This is a genomic window from Arthrobacter sp. UKPF54-2 (assembly GCF_007858535.1).
Classification (GTDB): domain Bacteria; phylum Actinomycetota; class Actinomycetes; order Actinomycetales; family Micrococcaceae; genus Arthrobacter.
Genome location: NZ_CP040174.1, coordinates 2,085,866 through 2,103,637 on the forward strand (window position 1 = coordinate 2,085,866; position 17,772 = coordinate 2,103,637).

Sequence of the window (17,772 nt, forward strand, 5' to 3'; positions counted from 1 at the left end):
GCACCCCCGGAAGCGCCGCAGGACGCGCCGCAGGGCCCGTCCGGCGTGAAGCTCCGGCCCATGGTTCCCGCGGACATTCCTGCCGTGCATGCCCTGGAGCGCCGGCTGTTCCCGGTCGACGCCTGGCCCCTGCAGATGTTCGTTGACGAACTGGCGCAGACGGACACCCGGCGTTATCTCGTCGCGGAGGCCAACAGCGAGATCGTGGGCTACGCCGGGCTGATGTGCATTGAACCCATCGCCGACGTCCAGACCATCGCCGTCGTGCCCGAACAGGAGGGCCGCGGCATCGGCTCTGCCCTGCTGACCGAGCTGATCGGTGAAAGCCGGCGCCGGCATGCCGCGGATGTGCTGCTGGAGGTGCGCGCCGACAACCCCCGCGCCCAGCAGCTCTACCGGCGCTTCGGCTTCGAGCAGATCCACGTCCGCCCGCGCTACTACCGTGACGGCGTCGACGCGCTGATCATGCGCCTGCAGCTGCACACCCCTCCGAGCGAAACGGACCGAGCATGAACCACCTCCCGCGCAGCTCCCAGCCGCTCGTGCTGGGAATCGAATCGTCCTGCGACGAGACCGGCGTCGGCATTGTCCGCGGCACCCGGCTGCTGGCCAACACGGTCTCCTCCTCCATGGACGAACACGTCCGCTTCGGCGGGGTCATCCCCGAGATCGCCTCGCGCGCCCATCTCGACGCGTTTGTCCCCACCCTCCGGGAAGCCCTCGCCGCGGCCGACGTAACCTTGGCGGACATCGACGCGATCGCTGTCACCTCCGGCCCGGGGCTTGCCGGGGCGCTCATGGTGGGTGTCTGCGCGGCCAAGGCGCTCGCGGTCGCCACCGGCAAACCGCTCTACGCGATCAATCACTTGGTGGCGCACGTCGGCGTCGGCCTGCTCGAGCCGGGCGACGGCGCCCCGGGCATCTTTGCCGGCGGGAATGCGCTGCCGGAGAACCTTGGCGCGCTCCTGGTTTCCGGCGGGCACACCGAGATCCTCAGGATCCGCAGCATCACGGACGACGTCGAACTGCTCGGCTCCACCATCGACGACGCCGCCGGCGAGGCCTACGACAAGGTGGCCCGGCTGCTGGGGTTGGGCTACCCGGGGGGCCCGGCGATCGACAAGCTGGCGCGCACCGGCAACGCCAAGGCCATCCGGTTCCCGCGCGGCCTCACCCAGCCCAAGTACATGGGCACCGCGGAGGAACCGGGACCGCACCGCTACGACTGGTCCTTCAGCGGTCTTAAGACCGCCGTCGCCCGCTGTGTCGAGCAGTTCGAGGCCCGCGGTGAGGAGGTGCCGGTCGCGGACATCGCCGCAGCCTTCCAGGAGGCCGTGGTGGACGTGATCACTTCCAAGGCGGTGCTCGCCTGCCGCGAAAACGGCATCACCGAGCTGCTGCTGGGCGGGGGAGTGGCCGCGAACTCGCGGCTGCGCCAGCTCACGGAGCAGCGCTGCAGGGTGGCCGGAATCCGGCTGACGGTCCCGCCGCTGGCGCTGTGCACGGACAACGGGGCCATGGTCGCCGCGCTCGGCGCGCAGCTGGTGATGGCCGGCACCGCGCCGAGTGGGATCGGCTTCGCGCCGGACTCCTCGATGCCGGTGACCTCCGTGTCCGCCTAGGAACAGGGACGCGGCGACCGGAAACTAGGCTTCGGGGCCCTTGCGCATCTGCTTGACCAGGTCCAGGACGACGGCGCGCAGGTCACCGCCGTGCTCGGCGGCCACGCGGCGTTGGCGCTGGTAACCGGCGCCGCGCCGGATGATCTTTTCCACGTCGGCCAGTTCGGTGCTGCAGCCGAGCTTCGCGGCCACCGGTTCCAGCCGGGTGAGCGTTTCGCGCAGGTGGTCGGTGACGAGCTGTTCGTTGCCGTCGGCGTCGAGGATGATGATCGCGTCCAGACCGTACCTGGCCGCACGCCACTTGTTCTCCTGGACGTGCCAGGGCGGCATGGTCGGGATGCTGCCGCCGTTGTCCAGGGTGGTGGAGAACTCGTCCACGAGGCACTGCGTCAGGGCGGCGATCGCGCCGACCTCCTCCAGTGTGGCCAGGCCGTCGCAGATCCGCATCTCGATGGTGCCGAGGTTGGGCACCGGACGGATGTCCCAGCGGATCTCGGAGAGGGTGTCGATGACGCCGGTGGTGAACATGTCCTGGACGTACGACTCGTATTCTTCCCAGCTGGCGAACTGGAACGGCAGCCCCGCCGTCGGCAGCTGCTGGAACATCAGAGCGCGCTGGGAGGCGTAGCCGGTGTCCTCGCCGCCCCAGAACGGGCTGGAGGCGGACAGCGCCTGGAAGTGCGGGAAGTAATTGACCAGGCCGTCCAGCACCGGAAGCACCTTGTCGCGGCGGTCCAGGCCCACATGGACGTGCACCCCGTAGATGACCATCTGGCGGCCCCACCACTGGGTGCGGTCGATCAGCTTGGCATACCGCTCCTTGTCCGTGACGGGCTGCAGCTGCGGCGGGCTGAAAGGGTGGCTGCCGGCGCAGAAGACCTCCACACCCATCGGGTCCGTGACCTCGCGCAGCGCGGCGAGGGAGCTGTCCAGATCCGCCTTGGCTTCGGCCACGGTGGTGCAGATGCCGGTGACCAGTTCCACCGTGTTGAGCAGCAGTTCCTGTTTGATATGGGGATGTTCGTCATCCTCGTTCAGCTCGGGGTGACGGTCGGCCACCCCGCGGAGCACCTCGCCGGCCACCGAAGCCAGCTCGCCCGTTTCGGCATCGACGAGCGCGAGCTCCCATTCCACACCAAGAGTTGATTGCCTGGATGAAGCGAAATCAATCTTCATGTGGTCCCTTCGCTGTTGTATTGCCTGCTGTTTTGTCGCCCGCCGTATGGCTGCCCGCGGCGGCATGCTGTGGCAAGGCAACGGTGCTCCAAGTCTAGTGCAGGGGTCGCATCGAGCCGGTGGCCAAGGTACAGCTGGTACGTGAGAGTTTTCACAGCCGAAGCCTGTTGCCGGCGGCCCTGGCGCTCCTGACGGGGCTTGCCGTGACGGTCGGCTACAGCGGGGCCCCGGCGGCCGCGGATGCGGCGGTCGCCCTCGATGCCCCTGGCCGCGGGGAGCGGGCGCCGCCGGTGAGCCTGCGCCTGGCGTTTAATGGTGCTGTGCCCATCCTGAATAAAGACATGACCCTGTGCATCTCGCTCTCGGCCCGGCCGAGCAACAACGGGACCCGCTTCCACAACCACCTGTATGAACAGCTGGGCCTGAACTGGATCTACAAGGCCTTCGCCCCCACCGACCTGGCCCAGGCGATCGCCGGGGTGCGCGGCCTCGGTATCCGCGGCTGTGCGGTGTCCATGCCGTACAAGGAAGATGTCATCGCCTTGGTGGACGTCATGGACCCGTCGGCGAAGGCCATCGATTCGGTCAACACGATCGTCAACGACGGCGGCACGCTCACGGCCTACAACACCGACTACACGGCAATCGAGCAGCTGCTGGCGCGCAACGCCGTCCCCACGGACTACTCCGTGTGGCTGCTGGGCGCCGGCGGGATGGCGAAGGCCACCGCCGCGGCGCTGCGCGACGCTGGCTTCCGGAACGTCACCCTGGTTGCCCGCAACGAGGAGGCCGGCCGGGCGCTCGCGGCGCTCTACGGGTTCGAGTGGCGGTCCGGCCTGGACCTGTCAGGCACTGCCGAGCTGTTGATCAACGTGACCCCGATCGGCATGGCGGGCGGCCCCGACGCGGAGGCCCTGCCCTTCCCGCAGGAGGCGATCGACGCCGCGAAGGTGGTGTTCGACGTCGTCGCGCTGCCGGCCGAAACACCGCTGGTGAAGGCCGCCCGCGCCGCGGGCAAGCAGGTGATCACGGGCGCCGAGGTGGCCACGATCCAGGCCCTGGAACAGTTTGTGCTCTACACCGGCATCCGGCCCAGCGACGAACAGGTCCGGGCCGCCGAGGAGTTTATGCGGGCCCAGTAGCCCCGGCTGCCGGGACCTGGACCGGCTCCACCGAAATGGCCACCCGCTCCTCGCCGATCCTGGTGAGGACCAGGGTGGCCGTCTTGGTGGCCGAGTTCTTGGCGCTCCTGCCGCCCGGGAGCAGCTGTTTGCGCAGTTCCTCCGGGGTCACCGAGGTGCCGCGTTTTTTGATATCCAGGACGCCGACGCCGTTGGCCTTGACCCAGGCCTTGAGCGCCTTCACGTTGAACGGCATCACCTCGAGGACTTTGTACGCGCGGGCGAAGGGCGTCTCGCGCAGTTCCGGCGCGCAGATGTAGGCGATGTGTTCGTCCAGCAGATGCCCGCCCAGCTGGAGCGCGACGTCGGCCACCAGGCCGGCGCGGATCACGGCGCCGTCCGGCTCGTAGAGGTAGCCCTCCACGGCCCCCACCGGGGCGGCCGGTCCGGCGTCGAACTCCTCCGTGCTGGTGAGCTCCGCTGCGCCCTGCGGACCCAGGACCAGGGCGGCGCGGCGGATTCCGGGCCGGCGGACCGCGTTGAACCAGAGGGCCACCTCCGTGACGTCGCCGCCCACCGAGACCCACTGCGCTTCGCAGCCCGCGGGTACCGAGGCGTGCGGCATGCCCGGGCCCATCTTTACGCCGACGGCCCGGCCGGACGCGGCGAGTGACTCCACAAAGGACAAGGGCGGGGAGAAGTCCTCCGGGTCCCAGAGTCGCTTCGTCCCGGAGCTGGACGTGGTGCGGCGGGCCGGATCGAGCCAGACGCCGTCGATCCCGTCGAGCGGCACGGCGGCCGCGTCGGCGTGGACCACGGTGGCGTTCCGGAACGGGATCAGGTTCATGGTGGCGCAGGCGGCCGTGGTTTCATCGAGCTCCACCGCGGTGACCGTGATGTCCAGGGAGGCCAGTGCCATCGCATCCGCCCCCAGCCCGCAGCCCAGGTCCGCCACGTGGGAAATCCCGGCGGCGGCGAACCGCTGCGCATGCCGCGCCGCGACGTTGAGCCGGGTGGCCTGCTCCAGACCGGCCCGGGTGAAGATCATCTGCCGGGCGAATTCGCCGAACTTGGCCTCCGCCTTGGTCCGCAGCCGGGACTGCGTGAGTGCCGCCGAGACCAGCTCGGGAGAATGGCCGACTTTCCGGAGCGAGGCGTTGAGCCGGAAGGCCTCTTCCTCGCGGTACGGGCCAAGAGACGCCAGCAGTTCCCAGCCCTCCGGATTCAGGAGCGGGGCGATCTGGTCCTGCGTAGTCTCAGCCATGCCATCAAGCGTAGTTCAGGCGGGGAACGCCCGGCGCGACCGATAGGCTGGACGGCATGGACGACAGGGACACAGAAGACTTCGGCGCGGCAGGCACCCGGGAGCAAGGCGACGGGACGAATCCGGGCCGGAGCGGACTGGTCCGCTTCGCCCGGCCCGCGCTGATTGCGGGCAGTGTGGTGGCGGTCATCTGCGTGGCGCTGCTGGTCATCATTTTCGTCCTCGATTCCTTCAACGCCACCGTGTACTCCGTTGGCGGCAAGAACGTCACCGACGCCACCGACGAGGCGCGGGCCATCCGCGACACCTACGCCGCCGCCAAGGTGGGCGGCATCATCTTCCTCGTCCTGGGCGCGGTGGCCGCGCTCGCAGGCGGCTTTGTGCTCTACCGCGAACGGAACACCTCCCCGCTTATCGACGAGGACGACGACGGCCAGGACTGGGACTACGAGGACCTCGCGGGCCAGTAGCCGGCCGGCGGCGCCGGACGTGGCCCCCGGGCATGCCCGTCCTTCGCCGCCAGCACTGAACATATTGCGTATATGTCCATCCGTGGCGGCCCGCACTGGGCATGTCCATTCCTAGCCGGCGGGCCTGTCCGGCCGCTGAGCCGCCCGATGGGCATGTCCCCAACAGCGTTCACCACGGACGAACTTTCTGGCACTCACCTTGACCGAGTGCTAACTCCTTACATAGAGTCGTCATTGGCACTCTCCCTAGGCGGGTGCTAACACCTGAAGCTTGACCGGCCTGGCTGCTGCCGGCACCGCGACGACGGTCTGTACGCCATGGCACCACAGCTTTAAAGTCCACGAATTTGCTGACGAAAAGGAGAGGTCCGAGTGTCGGTCTCTATTAAGCCTCTTGAGGATCGTATTGTTGTCCGCCCGCTCGAAGCCGAGCAGACCACGGCTTCCGGCCTGGTTATCCCGGACTCCGCACAGGAGAAGCCGCAGGAAGGCGAAGTTGTTGCAGTAGGCCCCGGCCGCTTTGACGACAACGGCAACCGCGTTCCCGTCGACGTCGCCGTCGGCGACGTTGTCATCTACTCCAAGTACGGCGGAACCGAAGTTAAGACCGGCGGCACCGAGTACCTCGTGCTGTCCGCCCGCGACGTTCTGGCGATCGTCGTAAAGTAACTCTCTTGGACCCCCGCGCCGCCGATTCCTTCGCTTTGAACGGAACGGCTGCGCGGGGTTCTGTCTTGAAAGGACACAACCATGGCAAAGCAGCTCGCGTTTAACGACGCTGCCCGCCGGTCGCTTGAAGCCGGCATCGATAAGCTCGCCAACACGGTCAAGGTGACGCTCGGCCCGCGCGGCCGCAACGTCGTGCTGGACAAGAAGTGGGGCGCCCCCACGATCACCAACGACGGCGTCACCATTGCCCGTGAAGTCGAACTGGACGACCCGTACGAGAACCTTGGCGCGCAGCTTGCCAAGGAGGTCGCCACCAAGACCAACGACGTCGCCGGTGACGGCACCACCACCGCCACCGTGCTCGCCCAGGCCCTGGTCAAGGAAGGCCTGCGCAACGTTGCCGCCGGCGCCGCCCCGGGACAGATCAAGCGCGGCATCGAGGTCTCGGTCGAGGCCGTCGCCGCCCGCCTGCTGGAGAACGCCCGCCCCGTCGAGGGCACCCAGGTCGCCAACGTGGCCGCCATCTCCGCGCAGAGCGACGAGGTCGGCGAGCTGCTGGCCGAGGCGTTCGGCAAGGTCGGCAAGGATGGTGTGATCACCATCGAGGAATCCTCCACCACGCAGACCGAACTGGTCCTCACCGAGGGCATGCAGTTCGACAAGGGCTACCTGTCCCCGTACTTCGTCACCGACGCCGAACGCCAGGAAGCCGTCCTCGAGGACGCCCTCATCCTGATCAACCAGGGCAAGATCTCCTCGGTCCAGGAATTCCTGCCGCTGCTGGAGAAGGCGCTGCAGAGCTCCAAGCCGCTGTTCATCATCGCCGAGGACGTCGACGGCGAAGCCCTCTCCACGCTGATCGTCAACCGCATCCGCGGCACCCTGAACGTCGTCGCCGTCAAGGCTCCCGGCTTCGGTGACCGCCGCAAGGCCATGCTCCAGGACATCGCGACCCTCACCGGCGCCCAGGTCGTCTCCCCGGAGCTGGGCCTGAGCCTGGACACCGTGGGCCTCGAGGTCCTCGGCACCGCCCGCCGCATCACCGTGACGAAGGACAACACCACCATCGTCGACGGCGCCGGTTCCGCCGAGGACGTCGCAGCCCGGGTCGCCCAGCTGCGCGCCGAGCTGACCCGCACCGATTCGGACTGGGACAAGGAAAAGCTGCAGGAGCGCCTGGCCAAGCTGGCCGGCGGCATCGGCGTGATCAAGGTCGGCGCAGCCACCGAGGTCGAGCTGAAGGAAAAGAAGCACCGCATCGAGGATGCCGTGTCCTCCACCCGCGCCGCCCTCGAAGAAGGCATCGTGGCGGGCGGCGGCTCCGCCCTCATCCACGCGCTCAAGGCACTCGATGAGGACCCGGCCGTCAAGGCGCTCGACGGCGATGCGGCAGCTGCCGTGGGCATCGTCCGCCGGGCGCTGACCCAGCCGCTGCGCTGGATCGCCCAGAACGCCGGCTTCGACGGCTACGTCGTCGTCGCCAAGGTGGCCGAGTCCGCGGTCAACCAGGGCTTCAACGCCAAGACCGGCGAATACGAGGACCTGATCGCGGCCGGCGTCATCGACCCGGTCAAGGTCACCCGTGCGGCGCTGCGCAACGCGGCCTCGATCGCCGCGCTGGTTCTCACCACCGAAACACTTGTGGTGGAGAAGCCGGCCGACGAGGACGAGCACGCAGGGCACCAGCACTAAGGTTCCCGCGCACTAGTTCCCGCGCAACAACAAAGGGACCGGACCAGCGCCAGCTGGTTCGGTCCTTTTTGTTGTTTCCGGCGCCGGTCAGCGCCGGTAACTCACTCAGGGCCGGGGCGCCTGCGCCTTCCGCCGCAGCCGGGCCGCGGCGTCTCGCGGCAGGCGTTTGGTGACCACCCGGTAGAACAGCAGCACCGCCACGGCGGACACAACGATCCCGACCAGGTTCACCAGCAGCTGCAGCGCCGAGCCCGCGGCCTTCTGGTACTCACCGAGCACCAGTGCCACCGCCACAAAACCGGCCGCCGGAACCGTGGTCACCGAGATGAACACGCCGATCAGGGCCGCCGACCGCCGGCCGATCACGGACAACATGCCGGCGGTGCCGGCCAGCAGGGCCACAATCAGGGAATACGGCCCCGGATGGTAGATGAACTCCACCGCCGAGCCGCGGTCCAGCGCATCGGCGGGAAAAAGACCAAGCGGGACAGAGAGCCACGCCGTGAACGCCGCCGCCAGCATGGCAACGGGGAAGCCCACGCCGAGCGCCAGCGCCGCCCGGCGTCCCAGCCGCCACTGGCGCCGCACCAAGGCCACAGCCAGCGCGGCGAGCGGCCCGAACTCCGGCCCCACGGCCATGGCGCCCACAATCGCGATGGTCGAGTCGGTGACAATCCCGATCGCGGCGAGCTGGGTGGCCAGGACCAGGAACGCCAGGTAGCTCCACGTCAGCCGGGAGTCCTCCCCGGTCTGCCGGGACACCTCATCCCAGATCACGGCGTCCGCGCCCTCGCCTGGGGCCGCCGCTACCGCCTCGTCCGCGCGGTCGGAGAGCAGCAACTCGGGTGTGGTGACCGAGATGGAGCCGACCTCCTGGACGTTCAGGGCGTGGAGCTTCTCGATCAGCGCCTCGACGGATTCCCGCGCGATGAAAACCAGGATCACATCTCCGGGCGGCAGCACCGAGGCGCCCGGATGCAGCGCCACTTCCGCCACCCCGGGCCCCTCCGAACAACAGTCCACCACGGCGCCGGAGAGCTGCTCCGGGACACAAATCCGCAACTGCACGATCACACACGGCCTCCTTCGACTCGTTCCAGACTAGGGCCTGCTGCGCCGCGTCCGCCGCCGGCGGACCTCACGGCGATTGGCGCAGAAAATTACGCTTCGGTAACATTGACGTTTTGGAAGTGTGCCTGAGGGGTCCCCAGTGTCGAACGAGCCAACCGTAGCCAGCCCGCCGCTCGCATCCGCGGGTTCGCCGGCGCGCCGCAAATCGGGTTACCGGCCAGAGGTTCAGGGCCTGCGCGCACTTGCCGTCCTGATGGTGGTGACCTACCACGTGTGGCTGGGCCGGGTCTCCGGCGGCGTGGACATCTTTCTGCTCATCTCGGCCTTCCTGATGACCCTGAGCTTCGCCCGCAAGGTGGAAAGCGGGAAGCCGCTGCGCCTCCTGAGCCACTGGCTGCACCTGCTCAAGCGGCTGCTGCCCGCCGTCGTGGTGGTGGTCCTCGCCGTACTGATCGGCACCTGGGCCATACTGCCTGCCAGCCGGTGGCCGGACATCCTCGACCAGGCGTGGGCGTCGCTGCTGTACCGGCAGAACTGGCTGCTTGCCGACACCGCCGTCGACTATTACGCCCAGGACCACTCCGGTGCCAGCCCGCTGCAGCACTTCTGGTCCTTGTCCATCCAGGGGCAGGTCTTCCTGCTCTGGCCGTTGGTCTTCGCCGGTGCCGCCCTGCTGCACCGTGTACTGGTCCGGGCGCTGCGCCGCTGGACGAAGCTGGATGGCCGGCTGACGGACTATCGGGTGCTCCTGGCCCTGGCCTTCGGGGCCATCTTCGCCGCGTCGCTGGCCTACTCGATCGAGCAGACCGCCAGCAACCAGGCCTACGCGTACTTCGACACCCGGACCCGGCTCTGGGAGTTCGCCCTCGGCTCCCTGCTGGCCCTGGCGCTGCCGCACCTGAAACCGGGCAAGGCGCTGCGTGTGGTGTTGGGCTGGGCCGGCCTGGCCGCGATGCTTTCCTGCGGGCTGCTGCTGACCGTGGACCGGTCCTTCCCCGGGTTCATCGCGCTGTGGCCCACGCTGGCTGCCGCCGCCATCATCGTGGCCGGGCAGAGCGGCAGCCGCTTCGGCGTCGACCGTCTCCTGACGTGGCGCCCGCTGGTGGCCCTGGGCGACAACTCCTACGCCCTCTACCTCTGGCACTGGCCGCTGCTGGTGCTGGCGCTGGCCGGCATGGGAATCAGCGCGCCGGACCTGGTGCAGGGGCTCGCCATCGTGGCAGCCTCCGTGGTGCTGGCCGTGCTCACCACCCGCTACGTCGAAAAACCGCTGCGCGATTGGCACTGGCCGCAGCGGCGGGCCTGGCGCAGCGCCGTCGTGATCGCCGCGTGCGGTGCCCTGCTGGCCGGACCCGTCACCGCATGGCAGAGCCAGCTGATGGCCGACGAGGCCGCCGCCGCGGCCCAGCCCCGGGAACTGACCCCCGGCGCCGCCGCGCTGGCCCCGGAGAACGCCGGCAAGCCGACACCGGACGCCAAAATCATCCCCGGCCCCGCCGCCCTCAAGAACGAGTGGGCCGACATCGACGGCCTCTGCACGGACTCCAACGCACCCACCGACCTGCTGGCAGGCTGCCTGCAAAACAGCCGGCCGGACCACGTGACCAAGAGGATCGTGGTGCTCGGCGACTCCCACGCCCAGCAGTACATGGCGGCGCTGGGCCCCATCGCCAAGAGCCACGGCTGGGAAGTCGTCACGCTGCTCAAGGGCAACTGCCGTTTTGGCGGGGAATCGCCCGAACGCGACGCGGACTGCAACGCCTTCAACAGGGCCAGCGCCCAGTACGTGCTGGACCACAAGCCGGACGCCGTGTTCACGGTCGCCTCGCTCACGCACAAGGACGCCCCGTACGAAACCGAGGTGCCGCAGTACCTGGAGGGCATCAAGCCGTTCACCGACGCCGGGATGGACGTCGTGGGCATCCGCGACAACCCGCGGTTCACCATGAACATGCCCGAATGTGTGCAGAAGAAGGGCACCGACGCCGCCGCCTGCAACGTTCCGCTGCAGGAATCGCTGGCCGCCTCCTCGCCGCTGGACGCCTACCGCGGCAAGGTGGCCCGGCTGCACCTCATGGACATGAGCGACTTCATCTGCGCCAACGGCACCTGTCCCGCCGTCGTCGGGAATGTCTACGTGTATAAGGACGACAACCACCTCACCAAGACCTACGTCCAGAGCATGATCCCGATGTTCGAGCAGCGGCTGCTCGCCGCCACCGGCTGGACGTGACGCCCGCGGCACGGCCGGCCATGCCGTTGCTCACATTCGCGGCCCGGAATATGGGGATCGGGCCCGAGGTTCTACTATTTACACAACACTTCTGCACAGGCCACGCCCGTAATGACGGGCTGGTCATCTGCTGCAACCCCTACCCGTGAACCCAGAAACCAAGGTAAGAGGCGCACTCATGACCCAGCCCGAACACGACCCTTTCGGCTTCGTTGGCCTGACCTACGACGACGTCCTGCTTCTGCCGGGACACACCAACGTCATCCCGTCCGAGGCTGACACCTCCTCGCGGATCTCCAAGCGCATCACCGTGAACACCCCGCTGCTTTCCGCCGCGATGGACACCGTGACCGAGTCCCGGATGGCCATCGCCATGGCCCGCCAGGGCGGCCTCGGCGTGGTGCACCGCAACCTCTCGATCGCCGACCAGGCCGACCAGGTGGACCGGGTCAAGCGCAGCGAGTCCGGCATGATCACCAACCCGCTGACCATCGGCCCCGAGGCCACGCTCGCCGAGCTGGACGAGATCTGCTCGCACTACCGCGTCTCCGGCCTGCCGGTCGTGGACGAAGGGATGCGGCTGCTGGGCATCGTCACCAACCGCGACACCCGTTTTGTGCCGGAATCCGACTTCCCGATCCGGCTGGTCAGCGACGTGATGACCAAGATGCCGCTCGTCACCGGGCACGTGGGCATCAGCCGCGAGGAAGCCTCGCACAAGCTCGCCACCAACAAGATCGAGAAGCTCCCGCTGGTGGACGAGCAGGGTCGGCTCAAGGGCCTGATCACCACCAAGGACTTCACCAAGGCCGAGCAGTACCCGCTGGCCACCAAGGACGAGGAGGGCCGGCTGCGCGTCGGCGCCGCCATCGGCTTCTTCGGTGACGGCTGGGAGCGGGCCATGGCCCTGATCGACGCCGGCGTCGACGCCCTCTTTGTCGACACCGCCAACGGCCACTCGCAGGGCGTCCTGGACATGATCCGCCGCCTCAAGTCCGATCCGGTCGCCGCCCACGTGGACATCATCGGCGGCCAGGCCGCCACCCGCGAGGGTGCGCAGGCCCTGATCGACGCCGGTGCCGACGGCATCAAGGTGGGCGTTGGCCCGGGGTCCATCTGCACCACCCGCGTGGTGGCCGGCGTCGGCGTCCCGCAGATCACCGCGATCTACGAGTCCTCGAAGGCGGCGATCCCGGCCGGCGTGCCGCTGATCGCCGACGGCGGGCTGCAGTACTCCGGCGACATCGGCAAGGCCCTGGTGGCCGGCGCCGACACCGTGATGCTCGGCTCCCTGCTGGCCGGCTGCGACGAGTCCCCGGGGGACCTGATCTTCGTCAACGGCAAGCAGTTCAAGAGCTACCGGGGGATGGGCTCGCTCGGGGCCATGCAGACCCGCGGCAAGAACACCTCCTACTCCAAGGACCGCTACTTCCAGGCCGACGTCTCCGGCGACGACAAGCTCATCCCGGAAGGCATCGAGGGACGCGTGGCCTACCGCGGGCCGCTGTCCTCGGTGGCGTACCAGCTGGTGGGCGGCCTCCGCCAGACCATGTTCTACACCGGCGCCCCGACCGTCGCCGAGCTCAAGGCCCGCGGCAAGTTCGTCCGGATCACCCCGGCCGGGCTCAAGGAATCCCACCCGCACGACATCCAGATGACGGTGGAGGCACCGAACTACGGTTCGCGCTGACCCGCCACACGGCGGACAGGCAGGCCACGGGGTTACCCCGTGGCCTGCCCGCGTTAACGGCGGACGTGGACGCGCGGATCCGGAACTAGGCTGAAGGCATGTCCGAACTCCTGCCCGCGCGCGAGCCCAGGCGCAAACTGGCGCTGCGGCCCTATGCCCGGGCCGTGGCGCAGGTGCTGCGGGTCAGCTTCCGCGCCTCGCCGGCCGCCGTCGTGATGAAAATCGTGGGCTCGCTGATCTCGGCGCTCCTGCCGCTGGTCACCACCTACTTCGCCGCGCTGACCACGACGGCGCTCGCGGCCGCCTACGCCGGCAACGCCGAGGCCGGGCAGCAGGCGGTCGTCTACGTCATCATCACCGCCGCACTGGGCCTGTTCTGGGGCGCCTTCAGCAGCGTCGACCGCTACATCCAGCAGCTGATGAGCTTCCGGGTCGGCGCGATCGTCGGGGACCTGATGTACGAGCGGTTCCTCGCCCTCGACTTCTGGCGCTACGACGACAAGGAGACCGTGGACCTGTACGACCGGGCCAAGCGCTTTTCCGATTCCTACGCCCGCGTCCTGGACCGGATCGCGGCCATCTTCACGCAGCTGGTCTCGGTGATCCTGGCGGTGGGCGCGCTGCTGCTGGTCAGCTGGTGGATCGCCGTGATCGTGCTGGTGGCGATCGTGCCCAGCGTCTACCTGCAGTTCAAGCTCTCCCGCGAGCAGATCGCGCACTGGAACACCCAGGTGGACTCGCGGCGGCAGCGCCGCATGATCGAAACCAACCTGCTCCGCCCGCAGCACATCGCCGAGATGCGGCTCTACGGGATCGTCGGCTACCTGATGGGGCTGCGCTCCCGGCTCCGGGACGCGGACGAGAAGCGCCGGCTGGACTTCCAGAAGCGCTACATCCCCAAACAGCTCGCGGCGGACGCGCTGCAGTACGGCGCCGAGGTGGTCTCGCTGATCTGGGTGGTGGGCCAGATCATCGCCCGGGCGCAGCCGGTGGGGCAGTTCCTCTACGTCCAGCAGATCGTCAGCCGGGCCCTCTCCACCGCCAACAACCTGGTCTCCTCGCTCAGCTCCATCGATGAGGACCTGGCGAACCTCAAGGACTACGAGCTGTTTATGGCGCTGCCCGTGCACTCCGAGCACGCCCCGCCCCTGCTGCAGGCGCCGACGGCCGTGGAACTGCGGGACATCCGTTTCACCTACACCGGCAGCGAGCTGGAGGTCATCAAGGGCATCTCGCTGACCATACGGCAGGGCCAGCACATCGCGATCGTGGGGGAGAACGGCGCCGGCAAGTCCACCCTGATCCGGATCCTCGCCGGGCTCTACCGCCCGGATTCCGGGCAGGTGCTGCTCGACGGCGTCGACCTCGCCGCCGTAGACGTGACGTCCTGGCACCGCCATCTGGCGGTGCTCAGCCAGGAGTTCCTGAAATACGAGTTCGCCACCGCGGCGGAGAACATCTTCTTCGGCGACGTCCACGCCCCGCGGGACGACGCGCGGATCCGCCGCGCCGCCGCCGACGCCGAGGCCCTTGAGTTCATCAACAAACTGCCCAACGGGCTGGACAACCACGTCAGCAACTGGATGGAGGATCCGCGCGGGCGGAAGGGCAGCGGTCTCTCCGGCGGCCAATGGCAGCGTCTGGCGATGGCCCGGAACTTCTACCGCGACGCGTCCTTTATGGTGATGGACGAGCCGACGTCGGCGATCGACGCGCTGGCCGAGCACCGGATCTTTTCCCGGCTCTTCGCGGACCGCAGCAGCACGATCATCGCCATCAGCCACCGGCTCGCCACCATCGAGAAGGCAGACATCGTCTACATGCTGGAGGACGGCCGGATCGTGGAGCAGGGCACACACCGGGAACTCGTGGCGCTGCGCGGCCGCTATTTCCGGATGTTCGAATCCCAGCTGGCCGTGGACGAGGCCTAGGATCCTGTCACGGTGGTTTGCACCCGCGCCAGGCTGGGGGCGGCGGGGACGCTGCTGAAACCAAAGGAGACCGCGGGGCGGACGGCGGCAAGCGCGCCGGCGTCGGAGCCGTCCCAGCTCACGCGGGCCGCCGTGATGTGGTGCAGGTCTGTGACGCCGTAGTACTCCGTCCGTCCGCCCCTGGCCGTGCCCGCGGTGCGGGCGCCGGGGCTGATGCGGGCAGCGAGCGGGCTGACGGCCCGCAGCCACCGCGGGTGCACCGCCAGCGGACGCGGAACCAGGCGCACGAGGCCGCCAAGCCGGGTGCGGGCGCCGACGGCGGCGCGGACGCTGAGTGGACCGGCGTCGACGTCGAGCCGGGGGCCGTCATGCGACACCGCGACGTCCACCACGCCGGTCTCGTCAAAGGTGTAGACCGAGGCGATGAACGCGCCGATCTCGGCGGTCGGGGCCAGCAGAATCCGGTGGCCGGAGGGCAGCTCCACCATGGCGTCGGCGAAGGATCCGAACGGGGACCGCTGCCAGAGCCCCAGCACGGCGCGCAGCCCGGATTCCGTTCCCAGCCCCGCAATGTGGCCGTCGAAGATCCACCCCTTACCCATGCCGCCAGCGTCCCTGCCGCCGGAAGGCCGCCGGGCCGCCGTACCCCGGCGCAACGAATGGACATGCCCTTCCATGGCCGCGGCCAATGGACAGATTGCCACTATGTCCATTCCCGGGCGCAGAGAATGGGCATGCCCTTCCGGGGAGGGAGGACATGCCCATTCTTGGGGTGCGGCCGTGGCTAGGAGGTGGTCACCGAGGTGTCGTCCACGAAGAAGTAGGTCTTCAGCGAGGAGTCCTCGACGCCGAGGAAACGCAGTGTGACGCTCTTGCCCTTGAACCCGGACAGGTCCAGCGTCTTCAGCACGTAGCCGGCGGACTTGTTCAGGTTCGAGTAGGTGGCCAGCGTCGTGGTGACACCGCCGCTGATGGCCTGGACTTTCAGCGTGTCGTAAGCGCTCGCCGTGGTGGTCTCATCGGTCAGGGTCTTGAGGTAGAAGGACAGGGTGGAGCCGGTCACGGAGGACGGGATGGAGATGGTCTGGTCCAGCGTGTAGGACGTGGCCTGGCCCCAGCCGTTCAGGCCGGCGAAGCCGTTGCCGGTCCGGGCGTTGGTTCCGGTCTCGAAGGTGTCCGTGTGGTCGGAGGTCCACGAGGCCGCGCCGCTCTCGAAGCCGGGGTTCAGCAGCAGGTTCCCCGACGGCGGCGGCGGGGTGGTGCCGCCGAGCAGGCCCATCGTGGCGGTGGCGTCGGAGAGGCCGGCGCCGCAGCCCTTGGTGCAGCCGCCCGGCATGGCCCGGGTACCCTGTCGGAGGGTGGACTCGACCTGCGCCGGGGTAAGGGCGGGGGACTTGGCCTTCATCAGGGCCACAAGACCGGCAACGTGCGGGGTCGCCATCGAGGTGCCCTGGTAGCTGGCGTAGCCTGCGCCGCCCGGCGTCGTGGTTCCGGTGTTGATGGTGGAGAGGATGCCGCCGCCGCTGACGCTGGTGTCGCCGCCGGGCGCCGTGAGATCCACGGTGGCTCCAAAGTTGGAGTAGTAGGAGAGGGTGCCGCTCGGGTTGCTGGCGGCCACGGTGACCACCGAGTTGCAGTTGGCGGGCCGGAAGCCGGAGGCGTCCTGGTTGCTGTTGCCTGCCGCCACCACCACGGTGGTGCCGCGCGAGACGGCGGCGTCGATCGCGGCCTGGTACGTGGTGCCGCAGGCACCGGAACCGCCCAGGCTCATGTTGATGACCTTGGCGGGGTTCGCGTTGGCGGGGATCCCGGCGACGGTGCCGCCGGAGGCCCAGATGATGGCGTCCGCAATGTCGGAGAGCGAACCGCCGCACTTGGCCAGCACGCGGACCGGGAGGACCTTGGCGTTGGGCGCCACGCCGGCCACGCCCGTGGCGTTGCCGGTCACGGCGGCGACGGTGCCGGCCACGTGGGTGCCGTGCCAGGAGGAGTTGGAAGCCGCGGTCTGGCCGCATTCGCCGGCGGCGTACCAGTCGCCCTGGTCCTGGGGGTTGGCGTCCCGGCCGTTCCCGTCGCGGGCCGCGGTGGCGTCCGAGACGAAGTCATAGCCCGGCAGCACGTTGGCGTCCAGGTCCGGGTGTGCCGTGATGCCGGTGTCGATCACGGCGACGGTGGAGCCGGCGCCGGTGGAGACGTCCCACGCGCCGGGGATGCGCATGCCGTTCGCGGCGGTGAAGTCCCACTGCTCGCTGTAGCGCGGGTCGTTCGGGGAGAGCACCGCGGTCATGCGGGCATCGGGCTCGACGGCATCGACCGCGCCGGAGGCGGCGATCTCGGTCATAAAGTCCTTGGCGGCCTGGTCCGAGAGAGCCTTGTCGGACGCGATCAGGGTGCCGCCGGTGGCGAGGGCGCGCAGCTCCTTCACCGTGACGCCCCGCTGCTTGGCTGCCTTGCCCCACGCGTTCGCGCGGCCGCCCGGGGTGGCGTTCCCGGGGGTCTTCTTGAAGCTCACGATGAACTGCGTGTAGGCCTCGCCGGCGTTGACGTCCGGCGCCGGGACATTCTCCGAGGCGACCGGTCCGGTGCCGGGGGCGGCGAGGACCGGGCCGACGGCCAGGGTCATGGTGCCGACGAGGGCGGCCAGCGACAAGGCCAGCACGCGGGACTTCCTGAGTGATGCACTTCCCATGGGTTCTGCTTTCTATCACCGGGCAGTGCGGACTGCCCGGAACGGGGTGGGGAGGCCGCCGGGGAGATCCCCGGCGGCCGAAAGCAAACGTAAAGGCATTTTCAGGATTTGTAAACTATTGACAAAATATGTCAAGTTGGTGTG

At 68.7% G+C, this 17,772-nt stretch carries 14 protein-coding genes; 9 read left to right on the forward strand and 5 right to left on the reverse strand.

Annotated features, from left to right (window positions below):
- The first annotated feature begins 60 nt into the window (after positions 1–60).
- Positions 61–513: a ribosomal protein S18-alanine N-acetyltransferase gene (rimI, locus tag E7Y32_RS09610; protein WP_146338455.1), complete on the forward strand. Its 453-nt coding sequence runs from the start codon at positions 61–63 to the stop codon at positions 511–513.
- On the forward strand, positions 510–1,622 hold the full coding sequence (tsaD, locus tag E7Y32_RS09615) for a tRNA (adenosine(37)-N6)-threonylcarbamoyltransferase complex transferase subunit TsaD (RefSeq protein WP_146336915.1): 1,113 nt from the start codon (positions 510–512) through the stop codon (positions 1,620–1,622). The genes rimI and tsaD overlap by 4 nt, the downstream gene beginning before the upstream one ends.
- Positions 1,623–1,646: 24 nt before the next feature.
- Here the strand turns inward: tsaD and E7Y32_RS09620 are convergent, their stop codons facing one another.
- Complete coding sequence (locus E7Y32_RS09620) at positions 1,647–2,798, reverse strand: glutamate--cysteine ligase (protein ID WP_146336916.1); 1,152 nt, start codon at positions 2,796–2,798, stop codon at positions 1,647–1,649.
- Between the two features lie 341 nt (positions 2,799–3,139).
- Between E7Y32_RS09620 and E7Y32_RS09625 the strand changes: the two genes are divergently transcribed.
- Positions 3,140–3,940 (forward strand): shikimate 5-dehydrogenase, encoded by an 801-nt coding sequence (locus tag E7Y32_RS09625; RefSeq protein WP_146338459.1) that lies wholly within the window; start codon positions 3,140–3,142, stop codon positions 3,938–3,940.
- On the opposite strand, the gene E7Y32_RS09630 is transcribed toward E7Y32_RS09625, so the two are convergent.
- On the reverse strand, positions 3,924–5,183 hold the full coding sequence (locus E7Y32_RS09630) for a class I SAM-dependent methyltransferase (RefSeq protein ID WP_146336917.1): 1,260 nt from the start codon (positions 5,181–5,183) through the stop codon (positions 3,924–3,926). The genes E7Y32_RS09625 and E7Y32_RS09630 overlap by 17 nt on opposite strands.
- Before the next feature lie 56 nt (positions 5,184–5,239).
- Between E7Y32_RS09630 and E7Y32_RS09635 the strand changes: the two genes are divergently transcribed.
- The 3 genes from E7Y32_RS09635 to groL all read left to right on the forward strand — a co-directional run bounded on the left by E7Y32_RS09635 (position 5,240) and on the right by groL (position 8,014).
- Positions 5,240–5,653: a hypothetical protein gene (locus E7Y32_RS09635; RefSeq protein ID WP_261382399.1), complete on the forward strand. Its 414-nt coding sequence runs from the start codon at positions 5,240–5,242 to the stop codon at positions 5,651–5,653.
- 372 nt (positions 5,654–6,025) lie between these two features.
- A complete protein-coding gene (groES, locus tag E7Y32_RS09640; RefSeq protein ID WP_028275747.1) occupies positions 6,026–6,322 on the forward strand; it encodes a co-chaperone GroES in 297 nt (98 codons plus the stop codon).
- Positions 6,323–6,403: 81 nt separating this feature from the next.
- Positions 6,404–8,014 (forward strand): chaperonin GroEL, encoded by a 1,611-nt coding sequence (groL, locus tag E7Y32_RS09645; RefSeq protein ID WP_146336918.1) that lies wholly within the window; start codon positions 6,404–6,406, stop codon positions 8,012–8,014.
- A 105-nt stretch (positions 8,015–8,119) separates the two neighbouring features.
- Here groL and E7Y32_RS09650 read toward each other — a convergent pair whose 3' ends face one another.
- Positions 8,120–9,088 (reverse strand): DUF389 domain-containing protein, encoded by a 969-nt coding sequence (locus E7Y32_RS09650; RefSeq protein ID WP_146336919.1) that lies wholly within the window; start codon positions 9,086–9,088, stop codon positions 8,120–8,122.
- Positions 9,089–9,224: 136 nt separating this feature from the next.
- Here E7Y32_RS09650 and E7Y32_RS09655 point away from each other — a divergent pair, with 136 nt between their 5' ends.
- The 3 genes from E7Y32_RS09655 to E7Y32_RS09665 all read left to right on the forward strand — a co-directional run bounded on the left by E7Y32_RS09655 (position 9,225) and on the right by E7Y32_RS09665 (position 14,939).
- A complete protein-coding gene (locus E7Y32_RS09655) occupies positions 9,225–11,318 on the forward strand; it encodes an acyltransferase family protein (RefSeq protein ID WP_146336920.1) in 2,094 nt (697 codons plus the stop codon).
- A gap of 178 nt (positions 11,319–11,496) precedes the next feature.
- Entirely contained in the window at positions 11,497–13,008 is a 1,512-nt protein-coding gene (gene guaB, locus E7Y32_RS09660; protein ID WP_146336921.1) for an IMP dehydrogenase, read from the forward strand.
- Between the two features lie 98 nt (positions 13,009–13,106).
- Positions 13,107–14,939 carry an ABC transporter ATP-binding protein gene (locus E7Y32_RS09665; RefSeq protein WP_146336922.1) on the forward strand — a complete coding sequence of 611 codons (1,833 nt, stop codon included), beginning with the start codon at positions 13,107–13,109 and terminating at the stop codon, positions 14,937–14,939.
- On the opposite strand, the gene E7Y32_RS09670 is transcribed toward E7Y32_RS09665, so the two are convergent.
- The gene (locus tag E7Y32_RS09670; protein WP_146336923.1) at positions 14,936–15,541 is read right to left on the reverse strand and encodes a hypothetical protein; all 606 of its coding nucleotides are present in this window, start codon (positions 15,539–15,541) and stop codon (positions 14,936–14,938) included. The two genes, E7Y32_RS09665 and E7Y32_RS09670, sit on opposite strands and share 4 nt — an antisense overlap.
- A 182-nt stretch (positions 15,542–15,723) precedes the next feature.
- Positions 15,724–17,628, reverse strand: coding sequence for a S8 family peptidase (locus tag E7Y32_RS09675; RefSeq protein WP_146336924.1), 1,905 nt, complete (start codon positions 17,626–17,628; stop codon positions 15,724–15,726).
- Positions 17,629–17,772 lie beyond the last annotated feature (144 nt).

What these genes read in the sequence shown, in the direction of transcription:
- rimI (WP_146338455.1), top strand. Translation starts at nt 61, where the DNA reads ATGGTTCCCGCGGACATTCCTGCCGTGCATGCCCTGGAGCGCCGGCTG.
- tsaD (WP_146336915.1), top strand. Translation starts at nt 510, where the DNA reads ATGAACCACCTCCCGCGCAGCTCCCAGCCGCTCGTGCTGGGAATCGAA.
- E7Y32_RS09620 (WP_146336916.1), bottom strand. Translation starts at nt 2,798, where the DNA reads ATGAAGATTGATTTCGCTTCATCCAGGCAATCAACTCTTGGTGTGGAA.
- E7Y32_RS09625 (WP_146338459.1), top strand. Translation starts at nt 3,140, where the DNA reads ATGACCCTGTGCATCTCGCTCTCGGCCCGGCCGAGCAACAACGGGACC.
- E7Y32_RS09630 (WP_146336917.1), bottom strand. Translation starts at nt 5,183, where the DNA reads ATGGCTGAGACTACGCAGGACCAGATCGCCCCGCTCCTGAATCCGGAG.
- E7Y32_RS09635 (WP_261382399.1), top strand. Translation starts at nt 5,240, where the DNA reads ATGGACGACAGGGACACAGAAGACTTCGGCGCGGCAGGCACCCGGGAG.
- groL (WP_146336918.1), top strand. Translation starts at nt 6,404, where the DNA reads ATGGCAAAGCAGCTCGCGTTTAACGACGCTGCCCGCCGGTCGCTTGAA.
- guaB (WP_146336921.1), top strand. Translation starts at nt 11,497, where the DNA reads ATGACCCAGCCCGAACACGACCCTTTCGGCTTCGTTGGCCTGACCTAC.
- E7Y32_RS09665 (WP_146336922.1), top strand. Translation starts at nt 13,107, where the DNA reads ATGTCCGAACTCCTGCCCGCGCGCGAGCCCAGGCGCAAACTGGCGCTG.
- E7Y32_RS09670 (WP_146336923.1), bottom strand. Translation starts at nt 15,541, where the DNA reads ATGGGTAAGGGGTGGATCTTCGACGGCCACATTGCGGGGCTGGGAACG.
- E7Y32_RS09675 (WP_146336924.1), bottom strand. Translation starts at nt 17,628, where the DNA reads ATGGGAAGTGCATCACTCAGGAAGTCCCGCGTGCTGGCCTTGTCGCTG.